This window comes from Salinibacter sp., assembly GCF_036626415.1.
Taxonomy (GTDB): domain Bacteria; phylum Bacteroidota; class Rhodothermia; order Rhodothermales; family Salinibacteraceae; genus Salinibacter.
Map to the genome: position 1 here is coordinate 1 of NZ_JAZKRW010000024.1, position 22,068 is coordinate 22,068.

General features: G+C 68.5%; 18 protein-coding genes. 11 read left to right on the top strand and 7 right to left on the bottom strand.

Translation table 11 applies throughout. The annotated features are described in order from the left end of the window. Positions 1 to 1,115, bottom strand: a 1,115-nt coding sequence (gene metK / locus V5A20_RS04540) for a methionine adenosyltransferase (protein WP_332326810.1), incomplete at its 3' end; no start/stop codon positions are given. Between the two features lie 390 nt (positions 1,116 to 1,505). Between metK and V5A20_RS04545 the strand changes: the two genes are divergently transcribed. After that, positions 1,506 to 1,742, top strand: a complete 237-nt coding sequence (locus V5A20_RS04545; protein WP_332315414.1) for an acyl carrier protein — start codon at positions 1,506 to 1,508, stop codon at positions 1,740 to 1,742. A gap of 130 nt (positions 1,743 to 1,872) precedes the next feature. Further along, entirely contained in the window at positions 1,873 to 3,132 is a 1,260-nt protein-coding gene (gene fabF / locus V5A20_RS04550) for a beta-ketoacyl-ACP synthase II (RefSeq protein ID WP_332315413.1), read from the top strand. Positions 3,133 to 3,147: 15 nt separating this feature from the next. Here the strand turns inward: fabF and V5A20_RS04555 are convergent, their stop codons facing one another. Further along, complete coding sequence (locus tag V5A20_RS04555; RefSeq protein ID WP_332315412.1) at positions 3,148 to 3,441, bottom strand: DUF721 domain-containing protein; 294 nt, start codon at positions 3,439 to 3,441, stop codon at positions 3,148 to 3,150. A gap of 184 nt (positions 3,442 to 3,625) precedes the next feature. On the opposite strand from V5A20_RS04555, the gene V5A20_RS04560 reads away from it, so the two are divergent. Next, on the top strand, positions 3,626 to 5,101 hold the full coding sequence (locus V5A20_RS04560; protein ID WP_332315411.1) for a TolC family protein: 1,476 nt from the start codon (positions 3,626 to 3,628) through the stop codon (positions 5,099 to 5,101). 98 nt (positions 5,102 to 5,199) lie between these two features. Further along, the gene (locus V5A20_RS04565; RefSeq protein WP_332315410.1) at positions 5,200 to 5,835 is read left to right on the top strand and encodes an MlaC/ttg2D family ABC transporter substrate-binding protein; all 636 of its coding nucleotides are present in this window, start codon (positions 5,200 to 5,202) and stop codon (positions 5,833 to 5,835) included. 64 nt (positions 5,836 to 5,899) lie between these two features. Here V5A20_RS04565 and V5A20_RS04570 read toward each other — a convergent pair whose 3' ends face one another. Next, positions 5,900 to 8,407, bottom strand: coding sequence for a zinc-dependent metalloprotease (locus V5A20_RS04570; RefSeq protein WP_332315409.1), 2,508 nt, complete (start codon positions 8,405 to 8,407; stop codon positions 5,900 to 5,902). Positions 8,408 to 8,764: 357 nt separating this feature from the next. Between V5A20_RS04570 and V5A20_RS04575 the strand changes: the two genes are divergently transcribed. From V5A20_RS04575 to V5A20_RS04605, 7 genes are all read left to right on the top strand, one after another. Continuing rightward, the gene (locus tag V5A20_RS04575) at positions 8,765 to 9,439 is read left to right on the top strand and encodes an HAD family hydrolase (RefSeq protein ID WP_332315408.1); all 675 of its coding nucleotides are present in this window, start codon (positions 8,765 to 8,767) and stop codon (positions 9,437 to 9,439) included. Positions 9,440 to 9,564: 125 nt separating this feature from the next. Beyond that, the gene (gene hrpB / locus V5A20_RS04580) at positions 9,565 to 12,102 is read left to right on the top strand and encodes an ATP-dependent helicase HrpB (RefSeq protein WP_332326811.1); all 2,538 of its coding nucleotides are present in this window, start codon (positions 9,565 to 9,567) and stop codon (positions 12,100 to 12,102) included. Between the two features lie 182 nt (positions 12,103 to 12,284). Beyond that, the gene (locus V5A20_RS04585) at positions 12,285 to 12,818 is read left to right on the top strand and encodes a UpxY family transcription antiterminator (RefSeq protein WP_332315406.1); all 534 of its coding nucleotides are present in this window, start codon (positions 12,285 to 12,287) and stop codon (positions 12,816 to 12,818) included. Positions 12,819 to 12,913: 95 nt separating this feature from the next. Next, positions 12,914 to 15,391, top strand: coding sequence for a replication restart helicase PriA (gene priA / locus V5A20_RS04590; protein ID WP_332326812.1), 2,478 nt, complete (start codon positions 12,914 to 12,916; stop codon positions 15,389 to 15,391). 80 nt (positions 15,392 to 15,471) lie between these two features. Beyond that, positions 15,472 to 15,972 carry a Uma2 family endonuclease gene (locus V5A20_RS04595; RefSeq protein WP_332326813.1) on the top strand — a complete coding sequence of 167 codons (501 nt, stop codon included), beginning with the start codon at positions 15,472 to 15,474 and terminating at the stop codon, positions 15,970 to 15,972. 289 nt (positions 15,973 to 16,261) lie between these two features. Next, a complete protein-coding gene (locus V5A20_RS04600; RefSeq protein WP_332315403.1) occupies positions 16,262 to 17,887 on the top strand; it encodes a cadherin-like domain-containing protein in 1,626 nt (541 codons plus the stop codon). A gap of 123 nt (positions 17,888 to 18,010) precedes the next feature. Next, a complete protein-coding gene (locus V5A20_RS04605) occupies positions 18,011 to 18,439 on the top strand; it encodes a hypothetical protein (protein WP_332326814.1) in 429 nt (142 codons plus the stop codon). Positions 18,440 to 18,446: 7 nt separating this feature from the next. Here the strand turns inward: V5A20_RS04605 and V5A20_RS04610 are convergent, their stop codons facing one another. Genes V5A20_RS04610 through V5A20_RS04625 form a run of 4 tightly spaced genes read right to left on the bottom strand, consistent with a single transcriptional unit; the run spans position 18,447 to position 22,062 of the window. After that, entirely contained in the window at positions 18,447 to 19,889 is a 1,443-nt protein-coding gene (locus tag V5A20_RS04610) for a glycoside hydrolase family 13 protein (protein ID WP_332326815.1), read from the bottom strand. A 41-nt stretch (positions 19,890 to 19,930) separates the two neighbouring features. After that, positions 19,931 to 20,587 (bottom strand): alpha/beta hydrolase, encoded by a 657-nt coding sequence (locus V5A20_RS04615; protein WP_332326816.1) that lies wholly within the window; start codon positions 20,585 to 20,587, stop codon positions 19,931 to 19,933. Between the two features lie 41 nt (positions 20,588 to 20,628). Further along, on the bottom strand, positions 20,629 to 21,579 hold the full coding sequence (locus V5A20_RS04620; protein WP_332316609.1) for a ring-cleaving dioxygenase: 951 nt from the start codon (positions 21,577 to 21,579) through the stop codon (positions 20,629 to 20,631). Positions 21,580 to 21,612: 33 nt separating this feature from the next. Then, on the bottom strand, positions 21,613 to 22,062 hold the full coding sequence (locus tag V5A20_RS04625) for a hotdog fold thioesterase (protein ID WP_332316608.1): 450 nt from the start codon (positions 22,060 to 22,062) through the stop codon (positions 21,613 to 21,615). Positions 22,063 to 22,068: the final 6 nt, after the last annotated feature.

A 22,068-nucleotide genomic window follows, 5' to 3' on the forward strand; every position in this document is an offset into this window, starting at 1 on the left:
GTGAGCTCCTCCCAGGGGAACGTGGGGCGCCCAAAGTGCCCGTACGCGGCGGTCTTCTGGTAGCGAGGCTTCAGAAGACCGAGCCGATCGATGATGGCCGAGGGCGACAGGTCGAAGTGCTCCCGCACCATCTCGCACAACTCCGGATCGGGCAGGACGCCGGTGCCGTTCGTCGACACGTCGATCGACACCGGGTCGGCCACGCCGATGGCGTACGCAATTTGCACCTCGGCCTCGTCGCAGAGCTCCGCCGCGACCAGGTTCTTGGCGACGTGCCGGGCGGCGTAGGTGGCGCTCCGGTCCACCTTCGAGGGATCCTTGCCGCTAAACGCCCCGCCGCCGTGCGCGCCCTTGCCGCCGTAGGTGTCGACGATGATCTTGCGGCCCGTCAGCCCCGTGTCCCCGTGCGGCCCCCCGGTGACGAAGCGGCCCGTGGGGTTGACGTGGAGGACGAGGTCGTCGTCCAGAAGGTCGGTCGGGAGGGCGCGGGGGAGCAGGATGTCGCGCACGTCCTCCCGGATGTCCTGTTGGGGCACCCCTTCGTCGTGCTGGGTAGAGACGACGACGGTATGCACCCGCCGCGGGGTCATGCGGTCTTCTTCGTACTCGATGGTCACCTGGCTCTTCGAGTCGGGGCGCAGGTAGGGCATCTTGTCCGTCTCCTTGCGGACATGGGCCAGCTCCTGTACGAGCCGGTGCGAGAACGTGATGGGCATGGGCATCAGCTCCGACGTTTCCCGGCACGCGTAGCCGAACATGAGGCCCTGGTCGCCGGCGCCCTGTTCCTCGCCCCCGTCGACCCCCTGACTGATGTCGCCGCTCTGCTCGTGGAGGCTGCTGATGACCCCACAAGAGTCGGCGTCGAACCGGATGCGCGGATCGGTATACCCAATGTCGCGGATGACCTCGCGGGCAATCTCGCGCGGCTCCACGCGGGCCTGGGACGTGATCTCGCCGCTGAGCACGACAAGCCCAGATGTCACGAGCGTCTCGACGGCCACCCGGCTGTTCCGGTCTTCGGCCAGGTGGGCGTCGAGAATGGCGTCCGAGATCTGGTCGGCAATCTTGTCGGGGTGGCCCTCCGAGACCGACTCGGAGGTAAAGAGGTAAGCCATGAAGAACCGTCGGTCCGTGAGAAGAAAACGCCGCTCCGAAAGGAAGGATGGATTCCGAAAGGCGGGCAAACGACTACGCCCAAAGCGGAGAGAAGGGGAAAGTTTCCGGAATCGCCCGATAACATAAGCAGCGGGGTCCCGATTGCCAACGTCGCAGTGTAAAGACACGTCCAACACAGCCTGCAGGCCGTCCGCACGAGTGCGAAGCTTGCATCAAACGTTGCTTCTCCACGGGTCCCGTTGTACTTTTGCGTGGCTGAATGCCCGTTGCCAAGGCACACCCGAAGCCAATTCGGGGGCGAGGGCCTCCTGGTGGAGACCCTCGTTGCTTGGGGCAACGGGCCCCACATTCATTTATCTGCCTGATTCTCACCAACAAACCTGCCAACCATGGCCAGCGACATCGAAGAGACGGTCAAGTCGATCATTGTCGACAAACTGGGCGTCGACGAGGCCGACGTGACGTCGGACGCTTCTTTCACGAACGATCTGGGCGCGGACTCGCTCGATACCGTCGAGCTCATCATGGAGTTTGAGAAAGAGTTTGACCTGACCATTCCGGACGAGGAGGCCGAAGAGATCGCGACGGTCGGCAACGCCGTAGACTATCTTGAGGAAAAGGCGTAGTCTTTTTTGCGTCTGCGTTCCGGCGAGCTCCGTCCCTGAAGGACTGGAGGACTCGCCGGGCGTTCGTATCTTGGAGCGAAGCAAGCGGGCGCGGGCCACGCACACTCAGACAGCCACATCTACACGAAGTATGGCAGGCACGTCACGTCGCGTCGTCGTCACGGGCATGGGGGCGCTCACGCCCCTCGGGCTCTCGGTGGGCGAGTACTGGAAGGGGCTCGTGGCGGGGGAGAGCGGCGCCGCCACGATCGAGTCCTTCGACCCGGAGGGCCTTCGGGTGACCTTTGCCTGCGAGCTCGACGGCTTTGACCCGGAAGCCCACCTGCCTGCCAAGCAGGCCCGGCGCGTCGACCCCTTCAGTCAGTACGCCCTCGTCACGGCCGAGCAGGCGGTGGCGGATGCCGGGCTCGACCCCGAGGCAATGTCCCAGGAGAGAAAAGACCGCGTCGGGGTGGTCTACGGCACCGGCATCGGGGGCATCAAGACCTTCCGGGACCAGACCGAGGAGTTTTTGGAGGGGGGCGAGAAGCGCACGTCGCCCTTCTTTATCCCGACGCTCATCCCCGACATCGCGGCCGGTCAGATTGCGATGGCGCACGGGTTTCGGGGCCCCAACCACGCGATGGTGTCGGCCTGTGCCACGGGCAACCACAACATTGGGGACGCCTACCGCATGATCCAGGACGGCGATATGGATGCGGCCCTCTGCGGCGGCACCGACGCCTGCGTGACACGGCTCGGCATTGCGGGCTTTGCGAGCATGCGGGCCCTGTCGACCCGCAACGACGATCCGGCCCATGCCTCACGCCCGTTTGACGCTCAGCGTGACGGCTTTGTGATGGGCGAGGGGGCCGGCGCCCTGTACATCGAAGAGCTGGAACAGGCAAAAGCCCGCGGGGCCACCATCTACGCAGAGATTGCCGGGATTGGCATGTCCGCCGACGCGCACCACCTGACGGCGCCCGACCCGGAGGGCGGTGGCGTGTGCCTTGCGCTCAACCGGGTGCTCGACAACGCCGACCTGAGCCCGTCCGACGTCGACTACGTCAACGCCCACGGCACCTCCACGCCCCTCGGCGACGAGGCCGAGACGAAGGCGTTGAAGGAGGTGTTCGGCGACCATGCGTACGACCTGAACGTGTCGTCCACGAAGAGCATGACGGGACACTTGCTCGGGGCGGCAGGCGCCATTGAGGCCATCGCCACCATCCAGGCCCTCCGGCACGACGTGGTGCCGCCGACGATTAACTTCGAGGAGGCCGACCCGGCATGCGACCTGGACTACACGTTCAACGAGGCCGAAGAGCAGCCTGTGACTGTGGCCCTCTCCAACGCCTTTGGCTTCGGGGGGCACAACACCTCCCTTGCCCTCCGTGCCTACGACGAGTAGGCCCGCGAGCGCGCGTCAGCGAAAGACAAGCTCATCGACGGGGTCCTTCTCGAAGGCCCCGTTGAGCCGCTCGCGCCACTTGCGCCGGTTCATGTGCAGCTCCTGCCGCCAGGCGGCGGAGGTGATCTTCACGTACAGCGTCGAGCCCTTCATCCAGGCCGACTCGGTCACGCTGTTGATTTTGTCGCCCGCAAGGCCCGCCCACGCTTCGACGACGCGGGCCTCGTCGACTTCCTCCTCAATCCCGAGTTCGTCGATGACCTCCTTGATCACGTCGCCGAGGGGACGGGGGCCGTTGGTTGGGGCCATGGGGGACGGCGGACAATAATCAGATTGAGGGATGAGTTTTTTTGTCCTACGCCGGGCGGCCCCGCATGTGCCGCGGCGGCGCAGGGGCGTTACCTTTCTCCGGTGACGAGCGGCTCTGTTGTCGCCCGAGAAGGCCGCCTGCACGATTGATGCTTCTTCCCCTCGCAACCCTGGTTCTGCCGGAATGACCGTGCCTCCCCTCGCTCGTGTGCTCGGGGCTGTCCTGCTCGTTGGCGTCCTGCTCAGCGTCCGGCCCGTCGCGGCCCAGCCCGATTCCCCCGCGCCGATGGACACCGTGGCGGTGACCCTCGCGGACGCCATGATCCGGGCCCTGGAGGAGAGCCCGGAGGTCGACCAGCGCCGAGCCCAAGAGCAGTTTGCGTCGGCCCGCAGCGACGAGGCACGTGCCAGCCGGTTCCTCACCGACGTCTCGCTGAGCACCGCTCACTCGTTCGCCCCGGGGCTGGACGGGCTGGACACCGTTCCGCCCGGCACGTCCGAGGATGAGTTGTACCTGCAGCCGGGCGTCACCAACGACTGGTCCCCCGAAGCCCTTCGTCCGTTCAGTCGGTTCGAAATCACGGTGCAGCAGCCCCTCTGGACCTGGGGCGAGCTGTCGGGCTCCATTGAGGCGGCCCAGCGGGGGGTGGACGTGGAGGCGGCCCGCGTGGAGCAAAAGGCCCTGGAGGTGGCCGTCCGAGCCGGCGAAACCTACTACAGCCTGCTGCTCACGGAGGCCCTCGACCGACTCGCCGACCGGACCCAGGAGGTCATCGACCGGGCGAAACGGGAGGTTAATCGCCTGCTCGACGAGGGCGACGAGAGCGTGAGCCAGGCCGACCTCTTCCAGACGCGCCTGACCGAGGAGGAAACCGAGCGCCGAATTGTCCAGATCGAACAGAATCAAAAAACGGCGCGCTCGGCCCTGCGGCGCCAACTTTTCCTCTCGGACCGGGTGCGGGTGGAGCCGATGGACGATGAGTTGCAGCCCCTCTCGTTCTCTGTTCACCCCGACTCGCTCGACCACTACATCGGGCAGGCCTTACAGAACCGCCCGGAGGTGGAGCAGGCCGAGGCGGGGGTCAAGGCCCGCCGGGCGCTTGTGGACGTGGCGCGGTCCGACTACTACCCCAAGATTGCCCTGCAGGCGAGCTTGTCCCAGAGCGTCACCCTGCCGGAGCGGCCGAACCCCGACAATGCCTTCGTGGGCGACTCGTTCATGGGCACCGGCACGCGCACCGGCATCGGCCTCCAGCAGAACCTCAACTTTGGCCAGACGCGGGCCCAGGTGGAGCAGGCGGAGGCCGAGCTCAATGCGGTGCAGTACCAGCGCACCGCGGCTGAGCAACTCGTGCGCTTCGAGGTGGAGGAGGCCTACCGCTCGCTCCTCACGGCCCAGGCAGCTGTCGAGTCACGGGACCGCTCCACCACGATTGCCGGCGAATGGCTCCGGACCGAGCAGGTCAACTTCGACCTTGACCTCGGCGATACGGAGGACCTGATTAAGGCGGTGCGGGCGGACCTGGAGGCACGGGCACAGTACCTCCAGACCGTGCGGCAGTACAACGTCGCCGTGCTCGATCTCTTGCGTGCCACCGGCACACTTGCCGACCGCGCCCGGAGCGGTACGCTTCTTGATACAACAGACGCCCAGGAGTAGATGGGGAGCAATCGCCGCGCGGCGCGCGTCGGTTGCGCCTCGCTCTGAGGACACGCGGGCTTCCGCTACGCCGTTCTGTTCATCATCCATGCCCCCCAATGACGCGCCTTTACCGACCCCTTTCCGCCGTACTCGCCGCGATTCTACTTCTAAGTGGGAGCATTGCCCCCGCTTGGGGACAGGGGAAAGACGCCACAGCGGCCGAGATCCGGCAGATGCTGGAGAACCGAGACCAGCAAATCAAGTCCATTCTTGGCGGGTCGGACGACTATACCGCCGAGCAACGCGCCCAGTTGAAGGAGCTGGTCAACGGCGTGATCGACTTTCGGGTGATGGGGGAGCGGGCCCTCGGGCCGCACTGGGAGGACCTGGGGGACGACCAGCGGGACGAGTTCGTCTCTGTCTTCCGCGAGGTGGTGCGGGCGCAGTCCATGAGCGACCTCGGAGTGTACAATTCCGCGGTCACCTACGACCAGATTGACGTACAGGGCGACAGTGCCTTCGTGCGCACCCAAACGAAGTATGAAGGCCGCACTACGCCCGTCGAGTACGTGCTGGAGCGCCGCGAGGACGAGTGGCGGGCCGAGGACATTATCATCGATGGGGTGAGCACCGTGGAGGGCTACGCCCGCTCCTTCCAGACGGTCGTCCGGAAGCGCGGCTTCGAGTCGCTCATGAAGAGCCTCCGCAAGAAGCGGGATCAGGTCACCGCGACGACCGAGACCGGCCGCTAGCCGTCAACCGGCCGGGAATGGCAGGCCTGGGCCCCCACGTGGAGGACGGGCCTGCCCCGGCCGTCTACGCCTCAGCGTCGTTGTCCAGGGTCTTGTCGATGCGGGCGAGGACATCCTGAAGGTGCATCCGGGTTCGGTCATCGCTCGTGCGGCGGAGGCCCTGCTGTACGTCTTCGCGAAGCGCCTCGAGCTCGGCCCGAACGTAGGGCCGGATGTCCGACTGGCTCACGTTGACCGGCGTATAGTCGATGTACTGTCGGTACTCGGGCGGCGGCGCCTCGACCTCCGCCGTCATCAGGTGGCCCAGCTGCTCCAGGTAGCCCCGCTGCAGGCTGCGCCGGTACGGGTCCACGGCCGAGCCGGATTCGAGCTCCGCCCAGACGCCGCCCCGCAGGTCCCCGAACAGATCCCCGACGCCGTACACGTCGTCTTCGCTCATCGCCTCCGTTTCCAGCATGCGGGCCATGCGCTCCGGGTCGAGCACACTTTCGAGGACGCCCACCTGTGCCTCGCGGACCCGCTCCAGCGCCCCGGCGTGCTCGATGCGCCGCAGCACGTCGGCCTCCACCATCCACGTCGGCGTCTGGAAGGCGTGGTCGAGAAGGAAATCGACGGCCCGCTCCTGGTCCGCGGCCGAGACGGGTTCGTACACCGGGCCGTCCTGGTTGTACGTCTTCGGCGTCTCGTGCACGCCACCGAGGTGTTGGCTCACGTGCCCCATGTAGCGCCGCCACTGATTCACCACCGCGCCGTACAGCTCCTCCAAGGTGGCGTAGTCCTGACCGTCCTCGCTCGTCCACTCGATGAGGTTGGGAAGGATCCGCTTCAGGTTTGCAACGCCGAGCCGACTGGCCTCCATCGCGTTCCGCCCCAGGTCCTCGGATTGGGAGCGGGGGTCGATGGAGCCGGATTCGCCAAAGAAGTAGCGCGGGTCGTCGGCGCGCTCCAGAATCATGTCGTCGAGCATACGCGCCTGTGCCTCCGGCGAGCCCGTCGGGCGCTTCGTGTAGCCCCACCGCACGGACCACTTGTCGTAGATGCCGATCTTGGGCAGGAAGTTGTCCACGCCGTCGCCCGGCTGGGCCACGTAGTTGAAGCGGGCGTAGTCCATGATGGAGGGCGCCGTGCCGTGGTCCTCCATGTAGGCGGGCGACCGGAGCGAGTCGACCGGCACGGCGTTGCTGGAGCCCATGTTGTGGGGCAGGCCGAGGGTGTGGCCCACTTCGTGGGCGGCGACGAAGCGCACGAGCTCGCCCATGACCTCCGTCGAGAACACCGGCCGGCGCGCCTCCGGATTGACGGCCGCCGTCTGCACGAAGTACCAGTTGCGCAGCAGGTTCATCACGTTGTGGTACCAGCCGATGTCGCTCTCCAGAATCTGGCCGGAGCGAGGGTCGTGGACGTGGGGGCCGTAGGCGTTCTGGACCTCCGAGGCGAAGTAGCGGATCGTGGAGTAGCGAATGTCATCCGGGTCGAAGGTGGAGTCCTCTTCGGCGGGGGGCGGGTCCTTGGCGAGAATGGCGTTCTTGAAGCCGGCCTCACGGAAGGCGGACTGCCAGTCCTCCACGCCCTGCTTGAGGTAGGGGCGCCACTTCTCCGGGGTGGCCGGGTCGATGTAGTACACGATCGGCTCCTTCGGCTCCACCAGCTCGCCGCGGGCGTAGGCCTCCGGGTCCTTCGGCTCCAGCTGCCAGCGCGTGATGAAGCATTCCTCGGTCGCCCGCTGCTCGTCGGAGCTGTAGTTGGTGCGCTCGACGCTGAAGTAGCCCACCCGGTCGTCGCAGAGACGCGGCTGCATCGGCTCTTCCGGCAGCAGCACCATCGAGTGGTTCATCTCCACCGTCAGGGTTTTCGTCGAGGCGCTGGAGGGCGGATTCTCGGCCTGGTACGTCAGGACCGTCTCCACGTCGGTATTTTGCGGAAAGCTCTCGACGCCCTTGATGTAGGTGCGGTCCCCGTCGAGCCGCCGGACCTGAAACTCCTCGCGTGCCCCACTTGGAAGGCCCAGCGAGGGGACGTCGGACGTGAACAGGTCCGTCACCTCCGCGACGACCCCGGTCGAGTCCTCGTTGAGTGCCTCAATGGAAAACGACTGGATGATCGGCTCCAGGTTGGAGTTCTGCACGGCCTGATAGACCGGATCATTCTCCTCGGCCATGTCCTCATGGCTCACCACTCGCAGGTAGAGTTGCTCGCCGCGCCGCTGCCAGCGGAGCACCTGTGTGTTGGTCTTCTCGCCCCCGTACCCGAAGCCGTCGGGCGTCTGGGCGGCCCGCGAGACCATCAGCAACTCCCGCCCGATCAGCGAGTCGGGAAGCTCGACGTACAGGGTGCCGTCGAAGCGGTGGGTCGTGAGCAGGCCGGGGTCGGTCCGCGCCGAGTCGGGAACGACCTCGCCGAAGGGCTTGAGGCCGTTCTCGCCGTTCTCACCCGCGTCGGCGGACTGAGCCTGGGCAGGGCCGTTGGAGGACGACGACGAAGTCGACTGCGTGCTGACACAGCCGACGAGGAGGCCGGTGAGCAGAACTGTAGCAAGGAGCAGCGGGCCGCGGGAAGAGAACGTCGAGAGCATCGGGGACAATACGGGCGAGGGGGGATACAGAGAAAGACGAGGGCCGCCACCGGGCTGAACGCGCCGATCGCGCCGGAAGATGAAAAGCGCTGTTCATATGAACCGGCCCTCGGCCGACGAAAGCAAACGCGAGACGGCGGCGTGCTGTGAATTGCACCCAGAAGACGTGAGTGCAGGGAGCCCCGGCGTGCGTAGGCGATAGAAGGTCGGGCGGCAGCAAAAGTCCGAGGGCAACGAGAGAAGCGCGCGTGAAGCATGCTCGTAGAAAGCCCTTTCGGGGCCCGTGGCCCTGAACCCGGCCTAGCGGATGAAGATTGAAAAACATTGCTCCTGTTTTCTGCAAGTCGCTCCGCCCCCATGGCTCTTTTCTGCGACGCCATCCTCTTCGACCTCGACGGTGTGCTCATCGACTCCGACGCGGTGATCCGACGGCGTTGGAAGCGCTGGGCGGACGACCGGGGCATTCCGTTCGAGGAGGTGGAGGCGGTTAACACAGGCCGTCCGGCCGTCGAGGTCATCGAAGAGGTGGCGCCGCACCTTGACCCCGAGACCGAAATTGAGCGGTTGGGAGACGAGATGGCCACGGATGCCGCCGACCTGGAGGCATTTGACGGGGCAAAGGCGCTCCTCGGCCGCCTTCCGAGAGGCCGGTGGGCCATCGCCACCAGCGGGCGCCACCGCACGGCCACCTCGCGGATGGCGCACGTCGGGCTGCCGGAGCCGGAGGTGCTCGTGACGGCCGACGATGTTGAAAGGGGAAAACCGGCCCCTGAGCCCTACCGGCGGGCGGCCGACCAGTTGGGCATCGATCCCGGGCGGTGCGTCGTCTTCGAAGACGCCCCGGCCGGCGTAGAGTCGGCCCGGCGGGCCGGGGCGTCGGTCGTCGGCGTGGCGACCTCAGCGGCCCCCGACGCCCTCGTGGCGGCCACGGCGGTGGTCCCTCAACTCAACGCGGTGGAGATCCATCCCGAGGGGGAAGGGCTCCGTGTGGACTGGCCCCGTGGGGACGCGAGGCTGGAGAGCGAGTCGTGATCTCATGGCCTGCAGAATCGTGACGGGCAGAATCGTGACGGGCGGAGACAGCCCCCGAAACCCGCCGCTTGGCCCACGGCTACAAGCCCTGCGATTGCTTTTGGAATGGGCGTCCCTGAACGCGAATGCCGGACCTCCCGATCGACGACGTGCTGCCGGCCCTGACGGCCGCGCTGCAGGAGCGCCCCGAAGCGGTGCTGCAGGCGCCCACCGGGGCCGGCAAGACGACCCGGGTGCCGCTGGCGTTGCTGGGGGAGGAGTGGCTCGGCGAGGACAAGATCATCGTGCTGGAGCCGCGGCGCCTGGCGGCCCGCTCCGCCGCGCAGTACATGGCCCAACAGCTGGGCGAGGAGGCGGGTGCGACGGTCGGCTACCGGGTGCGCATGGACACGCAGGTGAGCCGCCGCACCCGCGTCGAGGTGGTCACCGAGGGGGTGCTCACGCGCATGCTGCAGGACGACCCCGCGCTGGAGGGCGTGGGGGCGGTCCTGTTCGACGAGTTCCACGAGCGCAACCTGCAGGCCGACCTCGGCCTCGCCCTCACGCTGCAGGCCCGTGAGGTCTTCCGACCGGAGTTGCGTGTGCTCGTCATGAGTGCCACGCTGGACACCGGGCCCATCGCGGGCCTCGTCGACGACGCGCCCCTCATCCAGAGCGAGGGCCGCAGCTACCCCGTGGAGGTGCACTACGCCGATCGGCCCCTCAGCCCGGGCGACCGCATCGCACCGCCCGTGGCGGCGAGGGTCCAAGACGTGCTCCAAGAAACGGACGGCGACGTGCTCGTCTTTTTGCCGGGGGCGGGCGAGATCCGTCGCACCGAGTCGCGGCTGGAGGGCGAGGTGCCGGACGACGTCACGCTCCATCCCCTCTTCGGCAACCTGCCGCCGGGCGAACAGGACGCGGCCATCGAGCCGAGTCCGGATGGGGAGCGCAAGGTGGTCCTGGCCACCGACATCGCCGAGACGAGCCTCACCATCGAGGGCGTCCGCGTGGTGGTGGACAGCGGCCTCCGCCGCGCCCCCCGGTTTGACGCCACCACCGGCATGACGCGCCTCGACACCGTGCGCGTCTCGCAGGCCTCCGCCGATCAGCGGAAGGGGCGGGCGGGCCGCGTGGCCCCCGGAGAGTGCTACCGGCTCTGGACGGAGCGCACCCAGCACCACCTCGATCCCCACACCGCTCCGGAGATCGAGAACGCCGACCTCGCGCCCCTCGCCCTGGAGCTGGCGATGTGGGGCACGCCCGACCCGTCCGACCTCCGCTGGCTCGACCCCCCACCCGACGACACGTACCGGCAGGCCCAAGACCTCCTGCGCCGCCTCGGGGCCGTCGGCGACGACGGCACGATCACCGACCACGGCCGCGAGATGGCGGACCTCGGCCTCCACCCCCGCCTCGCGCACATGCTCCTCAACGCCGACGCCCTGGGCCACGGAGCCCTGGCGTGCGACCTGGCCGCCCTGCTCAGCGAGCGCGACATCTTCAAGGGACAGGGCGAGGCGCCGGACGTGGACCTGCGGCTGCGGCTGGAGGCCCTCCATCGCCTGCGCCGCGGCGAACGGCCCACCCCCGACCACGCCCGCAGCTACGTCGTGCCCTACGGCGCCGTGGGCCACGTCCGCAAGATGGCCGACCATTGGCGACGCACGCTGGGCGTGTCGACGAAGACGGAGGGGGACGTCGAGATGGCCGGCCTGCTCGCCGCCTTCGCCTACCCGGACCGCATCGCGCAGCGACGGGAGGGACAGGCCGGCCGCTTTCGGCTCCGCACCGGCCGCGCCGCCGCACTGCCGCGGCCGCAGTTGCTCTCGGACGCCGACTACCTCCTGGCGGCCCACGTCGACGCCCGGCGGCGCGAGAACCGGATCTTCCTGGCCGCGCCCCTCCGCGAGGACGAGATCGTCGACCACTTCGGCGACGCAGTCACGACGGACACGGAGGTGTCGTGGGACCCGGAGGCCCGGCGCGTGACGGCCCGGCGCCGCGAGCACCTCGGCGCGCTCACGATCACGGAGGGGCCGCTCCGGTCGCCCGACCCCACCGCGGTGGCCGAGGCGTTGGCCGCGGGCCTCCGGGAGGAGGGCCTCGACCTCCTGCCGTGGACCGACCACGCCCGCCAGCTCCAGCACCGCATCCAGTTTCTGCACCACCACCTCGGCGACGACTGGCCCGACGTCCGCGACGAGGCGCTGCTCGACACGCTGGAGGATTGGCTTCTGCCCCACCTTTACGGACTGAAGCGGGCCGATGACCTTCGCCAACTCAACCTGCCGGAGATTCTTCGCGAGCAGCTCACCTACGATCAGCGCGACCGACTGGCAGCGTGGGCCCCCACCCACGTGACGGTCCCGAGCGGTTACGACCGGCCCATCGACTACTCCGACCCCGAGGACCCGGTTCTCGCGGTGCGCCTGCAGGAACTCTTCGGGCAGACCGAGACGCCGCGCATCGCCAATGGGCGCGTGCCGTTGACCCTTCACCTCCTCTCGCCGGCCCAGCGTCCCGTCCAGATCACGCAGGACCTCGAAGGGTTCTGGCAGGACACCTACCACGAAGTCCGCAAAGACATGCGGGGCCGCTACCCGAAGCACTACTGGCCCGAGGATCCGGTCCACGCCCCCGCCACCCACACCACGAAGGCGCGGATGGACGCGGACGTATGAAGAGAGGCCCCTGCAGGGCTGCAGGGAAAAGCACAGGCGTCTGCGGAACGAAGGCTCAGTACTCCCCCCGAACAAGGAACGATTCGTCGTGACGTTGATGAGGAGGACTGTTTGTCGTACGTCCCGTCGATGTCTTGGCGCTCAGGTCCCCCGGTCGTCTTTGTCATGAGCAGATCTCCGCTATGAGCACATCGTCCAATGACAGTCGCGTCTGGCGCGTCTTCTACACCCGGGCGCGAGCCGAGAAGAAGTGCGAAACCCGCCTCGACGAGCGGCGCATCGACGTGATGGTGCCGAAGAAGACGGAGGTGCGGCAGTGGTCCGACCGCAAAAAGGAGGTTACCGAGCCCCTCTTCCGCAACTACCTCTTCGCCCGGGTCGACGAAAAGGATCGCTTGCGCGTGCTCCGCACCAACGGCATCGTGCGCTGCGTGCACTTCGACGGCGAGCCGGCCCGCCTCCGCGAAGAGACGGTCGAGCGCCTCCAGAAGGCTCAGGCGGTGCCCGAGCGGCTCTCGACGGCGAACCTGCGGCCGGCGGTGGGCGAGACCGTCACGATCACGGGCGGGCCCGAGCGCCTGCACGGCCTCACGGGCGAGGTGCTCCAGCATCGGGGGCAGACCTACCTCCTGGTGCGGGTGCAGGCCGTGCGGCAGGCCGTCAAGATTCAGGTGGCGGCCGACTGGGTGCAGACGACATCGGATACGCAGCGATAGGTCGGGGGAGTGTGTGCAGGAGACCGCCCGGCACCCACGCCCCGGCGGTCCGTACGGGGGACCGTGTCGTTTTGAACAAGTGCCTTCCCCGCCCGGTGACCGTCGACGTCCTCCTGCCCCGCCCGCTCGATCAGGCCTTTACCTATCGCCTGCCGGAGGCGCTGGTGGGCATGGCGCAGACGGGCGCGCGGGTGCTCGTGCCGTTTCGCAACCGGCGCCTCACCGGCGTCATCGTCGGAGAGGGGCCGTCGCCGGAGACGCTCGACTTCCAGGTGAAGGAGGTTCTGGATGTGCTCGACGACGTGCCGGTGTGCACCGACGAACTGTTGGGGCTCACCAAGTGGATTGCCGAGTACTACGTCTGCCCTTGGGGGGAGGCGCTGAAGGCCGTGCTGCCCGCCGGCACCACCGTCGAGACGGAGCGCCGCCTCACGCGCACCGACGCCGAGTTGGGCGCGTGGGCCGACCACGACGTGGGGCGGGCCGTCCTCGACGACCTGGCGGCGCACGACGAGACGACCCTCGCGGCCGTCCGGCGGCGCCTGGGGCCCGCCGTGCCGCTCGCCCTGATTCGCCGGATGGCCGCCGACGGCGTGCTGGACGTGGAGTCGACGCTCTCCGATGAGCAGGTGGGGCCCAAGACGGAAACGCACCTTCGCTTCGCGCCCGCCTTCCAACACAAAGACGCGCCGGATGACCTCGTGGAGCAGCTCCGGGGCGCGAAGCAGCGGGCCGTGATTCGAGCCCTGGCCGGCTTTCGGGCCGAGGGCACTCCCGAGCCCCGCCGCGTCGACGTGATGGAGCGGGCCGACGCCTCGTACTCCACCGTCCGCAGCCTGGTGGACAAGGGCATGGTGGAGCTGGTGGAGAAGGAGGTGATGCGCTCGCCCCTCGACGACCTGCCGCCGCCCGGTTCGCCGCCCGACCACGACCTCCTCCCGGCTCAGCAGGAAGCCCTCGACGCCATCAAAAATGCGGTGGACACGCACCGCTACGGCACCTTCCTGCTCCACGGCATCACCGGGAGTGGCAAGACGGAGGTCTACATCCGGGCGCTCAAGGCCGTGCGGGCGAGAGGGCGCACCGGCATCATCCTCGTTCCCGAGATTGCGCTCACGCCCCAGACCGTCCAGCGCTTCCGGGCCCACTTCGGCGACGAGATTGCCGTCCTCCACTCGCAGATGAACCGGGGCGAGCGCTACGACGCGTGGCGCCGACTTCGTACGGGCGACGCCGCCATCGCCATCGGCCCGCGCTCGGCGGTCCTCGCGCCGCTGGAGGACCTCGGGCTGATTGTGGTCGACGAAGAGCACGAGACCTCCTACAAGCAGTTTGACCCCGCCCCGCGCTACCACGCCCGCGACGTGGCGGTGATGCGCGCCCATCGGAGCGACGCCGTCTGCATCCTCGGCTCGGCCACGCCCAGCCTAGAAAGCACCATGAACGCGCGCTGGGGCAAGTACGAGCGGCTCGAGCTGCCGGAGCGCGTGCCCGACGCCTCCGGCAAGACCGCCGCGCTCCCCGAGGTGCGCGTCCTCGACCTCACGATGCAGCGCAAGAAGCATCAGCTGGACGGCGCCCTGGCCGACCCGCTCCGAGACGCCATTCGCACACGGGTGGAGCGGGGCGAGCAGACCATCCTCCTGCAAAATCGACGCGGCTACGCACCGGTCCTGGAGTGCGAAGACTGCGGCTGGGCGCCCGAGTGCCAGAGCTGCTCGGTCAGCCTCACGCTCCACCGGAACGGCGGACAGGAGCAGCTGCGGTGTCACTACTGCGGCTACGCCGCCCGCGTCCCCCGCCAGTGCCCGGAATGCGGGGGGCGCGACATCTCCCAGATCGGCACGGGCACCCAGCGCGTGGAGGCGGAGCTCGACGACACGGTCCCCGAGGCGACGGTCCTCCGCATGGACCGCGACACCACGAGCCAGAAGCACGGCCACCGCGACCTCCTCCGCCGCTTCGAAAACGGGGCGGACGTGCTCCTCGGCACGCAGATGATCGCGAAGGGGCTCGACTTCAGCCGCGTGACGCTGGTGGGCGTGGTGGACGCGGACGTGGGGCTCCTCTTCCCTGACTTCCGGGCGGAGGAGCGCACGTTTCAGCTCCTCACACAGGTGGCCGGGCGGGCGGGCCGGACCCGCGAGCTGGCCGGGGAGGTCCTCCTGCAGACCCGCAACCCGGACCACATGGCCCTCCGCTACGCCCAGAATCACGACTACGAGGGCTTCGCCGAGGAGGCCCTCGCCGAGCGCCGCGAGCTGGGCTACCCGCCGTTCGGGCACGTGGCGACCGTCGAGTTTCGGGGGCCGGACGAGGACCGCGTGGAGCGCCTCGCGGAGAACTGGACGGAGCAGCTGCGGCAGCACGCGGGGCCGGCCGGGGTGATGGGGCCCGAGCCGGCCTTCATCCAGCGCGTGAAGAAGCAGCACCGCTACCGCACCCTCTTGAAGGTGCGCGGCGGCAGCCCGGCGCCGCTCCAGACGGCCCTACGCCGGACGCGCGACGCCCACGGCAGCCCGCCGAACGGGTACCACGTAGCGATCGACGTAGACACCCAGGACGTGCTGTAGCGAGGAGGGCAGTCGGGATCGGTTGTGGGCGCCTTCGGTACAATTTGCACACTATCTTCTGAATCGGAGGGCTCGATCACATGGATGCCACGGCTGAATCCACCTGGAGGCGTGCCCTGCGTGATGCCCGATTGCAGGATCTTCCCTTCAAAATTGAGACGAACAGACACGGACAGCTTCTCTTGAGCCCGCACACACCGTTCCACGGACATTTCCAAATGCGAATCGGGGAACTCCTGCTCGAACACCTTGATCACCCTGGGCGTCGTGCCGTCGAGTTTGCCGTGCAGACCACAAGAGGAGTGAAGGTCCCGGACGTGGTGTGGCTCTCCGAGGATCGGTGGAGTCAAATTCCCGAGGACGCGGAGGCCAGTCCTGTGGTGCCGGAGCTGTGCGTCGAGGTCCGGTCGGCGGGCAACACCGACGAGGAGATGACGGAAAAGCGTCGCCTCTATCTGGAGGAGGGGGCGCAAGAGGTCTGGGTCTGCGATGAGGAGGGCGCCCTTCGGTTCTTCGACGCGGAGGGGGAGCGACCCCAGTCGGCCCTTGCGCCGGACGTGCCGGAGTCCATCGAGACGTAAGCAAATGCGCATTTTGGGACCGGGGGCGACGGCACTGCCGGGTAGGGAGGCGCCTGCAGCCCCCAGATCCCGGAAATGCACGAAATCGACACGCCCGTGCACGATCTGTGCACGGGGCGGGCGCATGAGAGCCAGATGTCTACACGGGTCTGCGCAAAATCTATCAGCATTTCTGCGGAGGCCTCGGCATCCTAAGGGTGCACTTTTCGACCGCTCCCTCCAACGGCAAAACGAAACCGGAGGGGGCGAAAGGTTGATCGCACTCTTCCAACCAGCCGCCCTCATCGTCATGTGCGTCCGCACGCCAGGCACGACTCGTTTGCTCGCCCCCGCCCTCGGGCTGATTCTCCTGATGCTCGTGGGGTGTGACAGTGTTGCCCCGGTAAAACAGGGGGCAGGGCCCGACCCGGATCCGTCCTCTGGCCTCCTGACCCAAACGGACGGCCTGGACGGGCGAATGACGGAGGATCACGATCAAAAATCGGCGCGGACGGCCCGCCTCGGGACAGCCGCCGATGCCCCGTCGGTAGACGGAGCGGGGACTGTCGCGCTGGCGAGCGTGACCCGGATCTCCCCGCCCCGCGACACGATGCAGGTAAGTGCTCTCACCCATGCGGGGGGCACGATATACATCGGATACAAGACGCCCGGGGCGGCGTTTGGGGGCGGCATCGACCGCCTCGACGCGAGCGATCCGACGACGCTCCTCGCCCCGAGTAGTCTTGGTAGCGACGTCTTCGACGTGGAAGACGTGGCGTACGATGAGGAGACCGAGGCGCTGTACGTGACCGGGGGGCTGCGCCCGTCCGCATACGACGGAGACCTTCGGGGCACCCCGGCCTCCCTGCTGAAAGTCGATGGAATGGAGGCCCCGCAGGCCGCCGTCACGGGATTGACCGGGTCCGTCGGAAAAGGCGTCACCGCTGCCCCGGAGCGCGACGGTGAGCACGAAGCCTACGCCGTGTCGGGGGACGAGGCGCTGTCCCAGTTTGGCGCGGCCCTCGACGACAGAACACGTCGGGACATTTCCGGGGCGGCGCTCGAATCCGTGGGGACCACGTCGAGCGCATTGTTTGTGGCCGACCGGGGCGGAAGCGTGTACGCGGGACAGATTGAGGGCGACGGCGCCTTCACGGAGGTGTCCGGCCTCGGGGATGCGCGCGCAGAGCAGTTGCAGGCCCGAAGCGGGACGGCCCTGGACGGGGAACGCCTGTTCTTGGCACTCGGGGCTGGCGGGCTGGCTGTTCTCGACGCCACGAACGGCGACGTGCTGTTCCGCCGAGAGGGCCCGACGTACACCAGCGTCTCTCTCCATGAGAAGGACCCGGCGGTGCCCAACGAGCCGTCTGGGCTCGTGTACGCCGCCCGGCCCGACGGCCGCCTCGACGTGTACCGGGTGGGCCAGGAGGGCCTCGATACGGGCGATCCGGCGACCGGACTTCGCGAGGTGGGAGCGATCGCCCTTGGGGCCCTCATGGGCGCTGCGTCTCCGATCCACCGTGTCATGGGGGTCGGCTGTCACGTCTACGCCGCCAGCCGCGACGGGGGCGTCGTCGCGCTAGCGATGGGCACGACGCAGGGGTGTGGGACTGGGGGGCATCAGTTGCCCACGGCCGCCGATGACAACGCCGAGACGACGGAGCGGGAGGCGACGACGACGGCCGTCCTGGACAACGACACAGATCGGGACGGCGCCCTCGCCCCCTCGACGGTCCAGGTCCAGCGCGGGCCGGCCCACGGAGCGGTGCGCGTCGACGAGTCGACCGGCACGGTGACCTACGCGCCCGAGCCGGGATTCACCGGCACGGATGAATACACCTACACGGTGACCGACGGGGACGGATGGGTCTCCAACGAGGCCACGGTCACGATCACGGTCAAGGCGCTGGGGCCTCCACCCCCGCCCGGCGGATGAGTGAGTGGCCCCTACAGAACAGGGGAGGGGCGGCGCGCGATGCGGCGCGGAAGGGCGGGAGACGTGGTTTGACAATGACACACCAGGCCTAACACGATGAATGAAGGGCTTCTTCCCACACTCGTGGGCCCACAGTCCGAGCCGGAGGCCCGGCCGCGGGTTCTCGTCGTAGACCGGAGCATGGACCGCCGCCTGTTTCTCCGGGCGAGCCTGCAGGAACGGTGCCGGGTCGCCCTGGCGCCGACCGAGACGGACGGGGCGGCGCACCTGCGCCACTGTCCCCCGCGGGCCCTCGTCGTTGGGGGCGTGCCCGGCAGGACGGAGCATGAGCCCCTCCGCACAGAGCTCCGGCGTTCAGGGGGACCCGCCACGTTAAAACTCTGGGCGACGCGCCCCTCTCCCGAATGGCCCGACGCGACCCTCCGACATCCCTTCACCCAGGCCGATCTGATCCGGGCCGTCGACCGGCTGCTTCGGGCCGACGCGATCAGCGATGATGACGGGTTGGGGGCGGCCGGGGCGCTTTTGGACGGGCCTTGCCCCCCGCAGTAGCGCCGGATCAGTCCGTCGTCCACACGCGCGTCTCCCGGCCCGCCAGGGAAAGGGTCAGGGGCGACGACGCCACCGGAAGAGCGGCCTCGGCGGACGGCGGCCAGGCAGGGGCGAGGGGAGCGTCGGGCAGGGCGGCGGCCTCAAGGTTGATCTGTACGGCCTCGGCGCCGGCATTGAAGGCCACGAGGGCTGTGGTGTCGCCCAGCGTTCGTCGGAGCATCAGCGTCCGCTTGTCGGCGTGGAGGATCTCGATGCGGCCGGTACGCAGGACCTCGTGCGCGTGGCGGAGGGCCGTGGCCGACCGGTAAAACGAGAGGAGGTCCGCATCCCAGTCTGCCTCGTCGGGCGGAAACGCCTCTCGGCAGTGCGGGTCCCCGGCCGCCGAGAGCCCAACCTCATCGCCATAGTAGATGCAGGGGGCGCCCGGCATCGTCATGAGGAAGAGGACCGCCTGGCGGAGCGCGTCGGTCCGCTCCCCGAGAATCCACGGGGCCCGGGCCATGTCGTGGCTGTCGAGCAGATTGAGCTGGGCGCAGGTGGCCTCCCAGTCGTAGAGGGCCAAGAGCCGCTCGATCTCGCTGGCGAAGGCGGACGCGTCGATCGGGTCGAGGGTGAGGTGGGCCCTCGAGTACTCGCGCAGCGCCCCGGCGCCGAAGAAGCTAAGGGTCGCGTCGAGCAGCGGGTAGTTCATGAGCCCATCGAACCGGTCGCCCTGGAGCCAGGACGGGGCCTCCCCCCAGATCTCGCCCACGAGGTAGGCCTCGGGGTGGGCGTCCTTGACGACATCGCGAAAGTCTTCCCAGAAGCCGTCCGTCTCAATCTCGCGGGGGACGTCGAGGCGCCACCCATCGATCCCAAACTCGACCCAGTGCCGGGCCACGTCAAACAGAAATTCGCGCACCGGGGGGTGGTCGGTGTTGAGCTCCGGCAGGGCAGGAATGCCGTGCCAGGCCGCGTAGTTGTGAGACCCATCAGGGGCATACGGGCGCAAGGGCCAATCCTTGATCCTGAACCAGTCGGCGTAGGGGGAGTCGGGCCCGTTTTCGAGGACGTGGTGAAAGGGCCAGAAGCCGCGGCTCGCATGGTTGAACACGCCGTCCAGGACGACCCGCATGCCCCGGGCGTGGGCGGCGTCTAGCAGGGCCCGCAGGGCGTCGGTGCCACCGAGCAGCGGGTCTACCTCGTAGTAGTCGTACGTGTGGTAGCGATGGTTGGCCGCCGAGGCGAAGACGGGATTCAGGTAGAGAGCCGTCACGCCCAGCTCGTCCAGGTAGTCGAGCCGGTCGACAATCCCGTACAGGTCCCCGCCCTGAAAGCCCTGCTCTTCGGGCGGGGCGCCCCAGGGTTTGAGTGAGAGGGGCTCTTGGGCGTTCACCGTGCCGCTTCGGGCGAAGCGATCGGGGAAGATCTGGTAGAAGACGGCGTGCTTGGCCCAGTCGGGAGTGGTCATGCGCGAGGCGACAGGCGTGGGGCAGTGAGACAGAAAGGAGGCTACGCCGCACTGGAGTCGACATGGCGGCGGAGGAGGGTCCGGACGCGCTGAAGCTCGTCGTCGTTGGTGGTGTGGCCCAGGTGTTCGTAGAGGCGCAGGGTGACCTCCGCGTTCAGGTCCTGTAGCACGTCGGCCGTTTCCCGTACGCGCCCCGCGGGAATGTAGGGGTCCTCGTCGCTGCATCCAAGGAAGACGGGCGTGCCGTCGAGGGAGCCGTCGTAGTCGAACGGTGCGTCCTCAGGGCCGATGAGGCCCCCGCTGAGGCCCACGACGCCGCCGTAGCACTGCGGGTGGTGGGCAGCGTAGGTGGTGGCCAGGCAGGCGCCCTGCGAAAACCCAAGCAGGACGGTGCGTTCGGGGCCGAGTCCGGCCTCCCCCACCCGTTCGAGTACGGTGCCGATGGTGTCGAGGGCGGAGGAGAGCTCGGGCTCGTTCTGGTCGCGGGGGGCCATGAAGGACTGCGGGTACCACGATCGCATGCGGGCCTGGGGGGCGAGGCAGGCAACGTTTGGCACGTCGAGGGCATCGGCGAGGCGCAGCATGCCCTGGGCGGAAGCGCCGCGTCCGTGCAGCAACAGGAGGGCCGCTTGGGCGTCGTCCAACGGCACCCCGCCGGTGTGTAGGGGCTGGTCTTGATGGAGGGCGTCTGTGCTCATAGCGGCGGAAGGCGAAAGAGGGAAGGAGGGGGCGGGCGCCGTCAGGGAACGGAGAGCGTGGGAAGAGCCCGTTCCAGTTCGGCCCGGCGCGACTCAAGGTGCTCCGGCAACGCGAGGGACTGGCCGAGCGCCGTGTCCTCCTCGTCAACGTGGACGCCGGGCCCGTCCGTGGCGATTTCGAAGAGGAGTCCTGAGGTTCGGGTCGGGTCGCGAAAGTAGACGGAGCGAAAGTAGTGGCGGTCCTTCACGTCGGTCACCTGCAGGCCGTGCTCCCGGAGGATGGACTGCCACGCCCGCTGGGCCTCGCTGTCCGGCGCCCGGAAGGCGATGTGGTGCACGGTGCCCCGGCCCATGCGGCCGGACGGGTGGCGGTCGCGCACGAGCAGGTCCACCGCGGTGCCGACGCCCGTGCCGGGGCCCTGGAGGCGCACGCGATCGCCGTCCGTGCCGGTTCGGGGCCAGCCGAATACGTCCGTGAAGAGTGCCGCGGTCCGGTCGTCGGAAAAGACGGGCAGGACAGGAGCGTGGAGACCCCGGATCGCACGATCGGCGGGCACCGGGCCGTCGGTCCAGGGCGTGGCGTCCTCGACGGGGGCGGTGGCCACCAGTGCCAGCGGCAGGCCGCTCGGGTCCGAGAAGTGGAGGCGCGGCTCACCGAAGTAGGTCTTGTCTTCCGCTTCGATCCCGTGTGCCGCCAGGCGGTCGCGCCAGTGGGCCAATGAGCCCGGAGGCACGGCGAATGCGACGGTGCGAACCATGCCCGCTCCGCCCCGCCCGTTTGTCGCTCGCGGCCAGGGGAAGAAGGTCAGCGTGGTGCCCGGCCGGCCGGCGGCGTCGCCGTAGTAGAGATGGTGCGTGGTCGGGTCGTCGAAATTGACGGTCGTCTTGACCCGACGCAGGCCGAGCACGCCCACGTAGAAGTCGAGATTCTCTTGGGCGTCGCCGCAGAGGGCCGTGATGTGGTGAACGCCGGGGAGCGAAGCGTCGGGCATGGGGAAAAGGGTCAGAACAGGGAAGTCATCTCCTTACGACGCCGAGGGCGCATCGGGGGCGTCGGTCACGGCCAGCGTGCAGCGGCTGGCGCACACGAGCCGGTCGTCGGCGTCCCGAATTTTGACCGCCCACACCTGCGTGGTGCGGCCGGTATGGAGGGGCGTGGCCGTGGCCGTCAGCAGTCCGTCCTCCACGGGGCGCACGTGATTGGCATTCACCTCGAGGCCCGCGGCCCCCTGTCCGTCCGGGGCCGCCAGGACGCCCCCGACGCTGGCCGCCGTCTCGGCCAGCACCACGCTCACACCGCCGTGCAACAGCCCGAACGGCTGGTGGTGGTCGGGCGTCACCGGCATGGTCGCGACGACGCGCTCGGGGCTGGCCGTCTCGATCGCAATGTCGAGCAGGTCGGCCACGCCGCCGAGGCCGTCGGGCAGGGAGGGCGTTGGGGGGTCGGGGCCGTCGGGCGAAGAGGGAGGGCTCATCGCGGA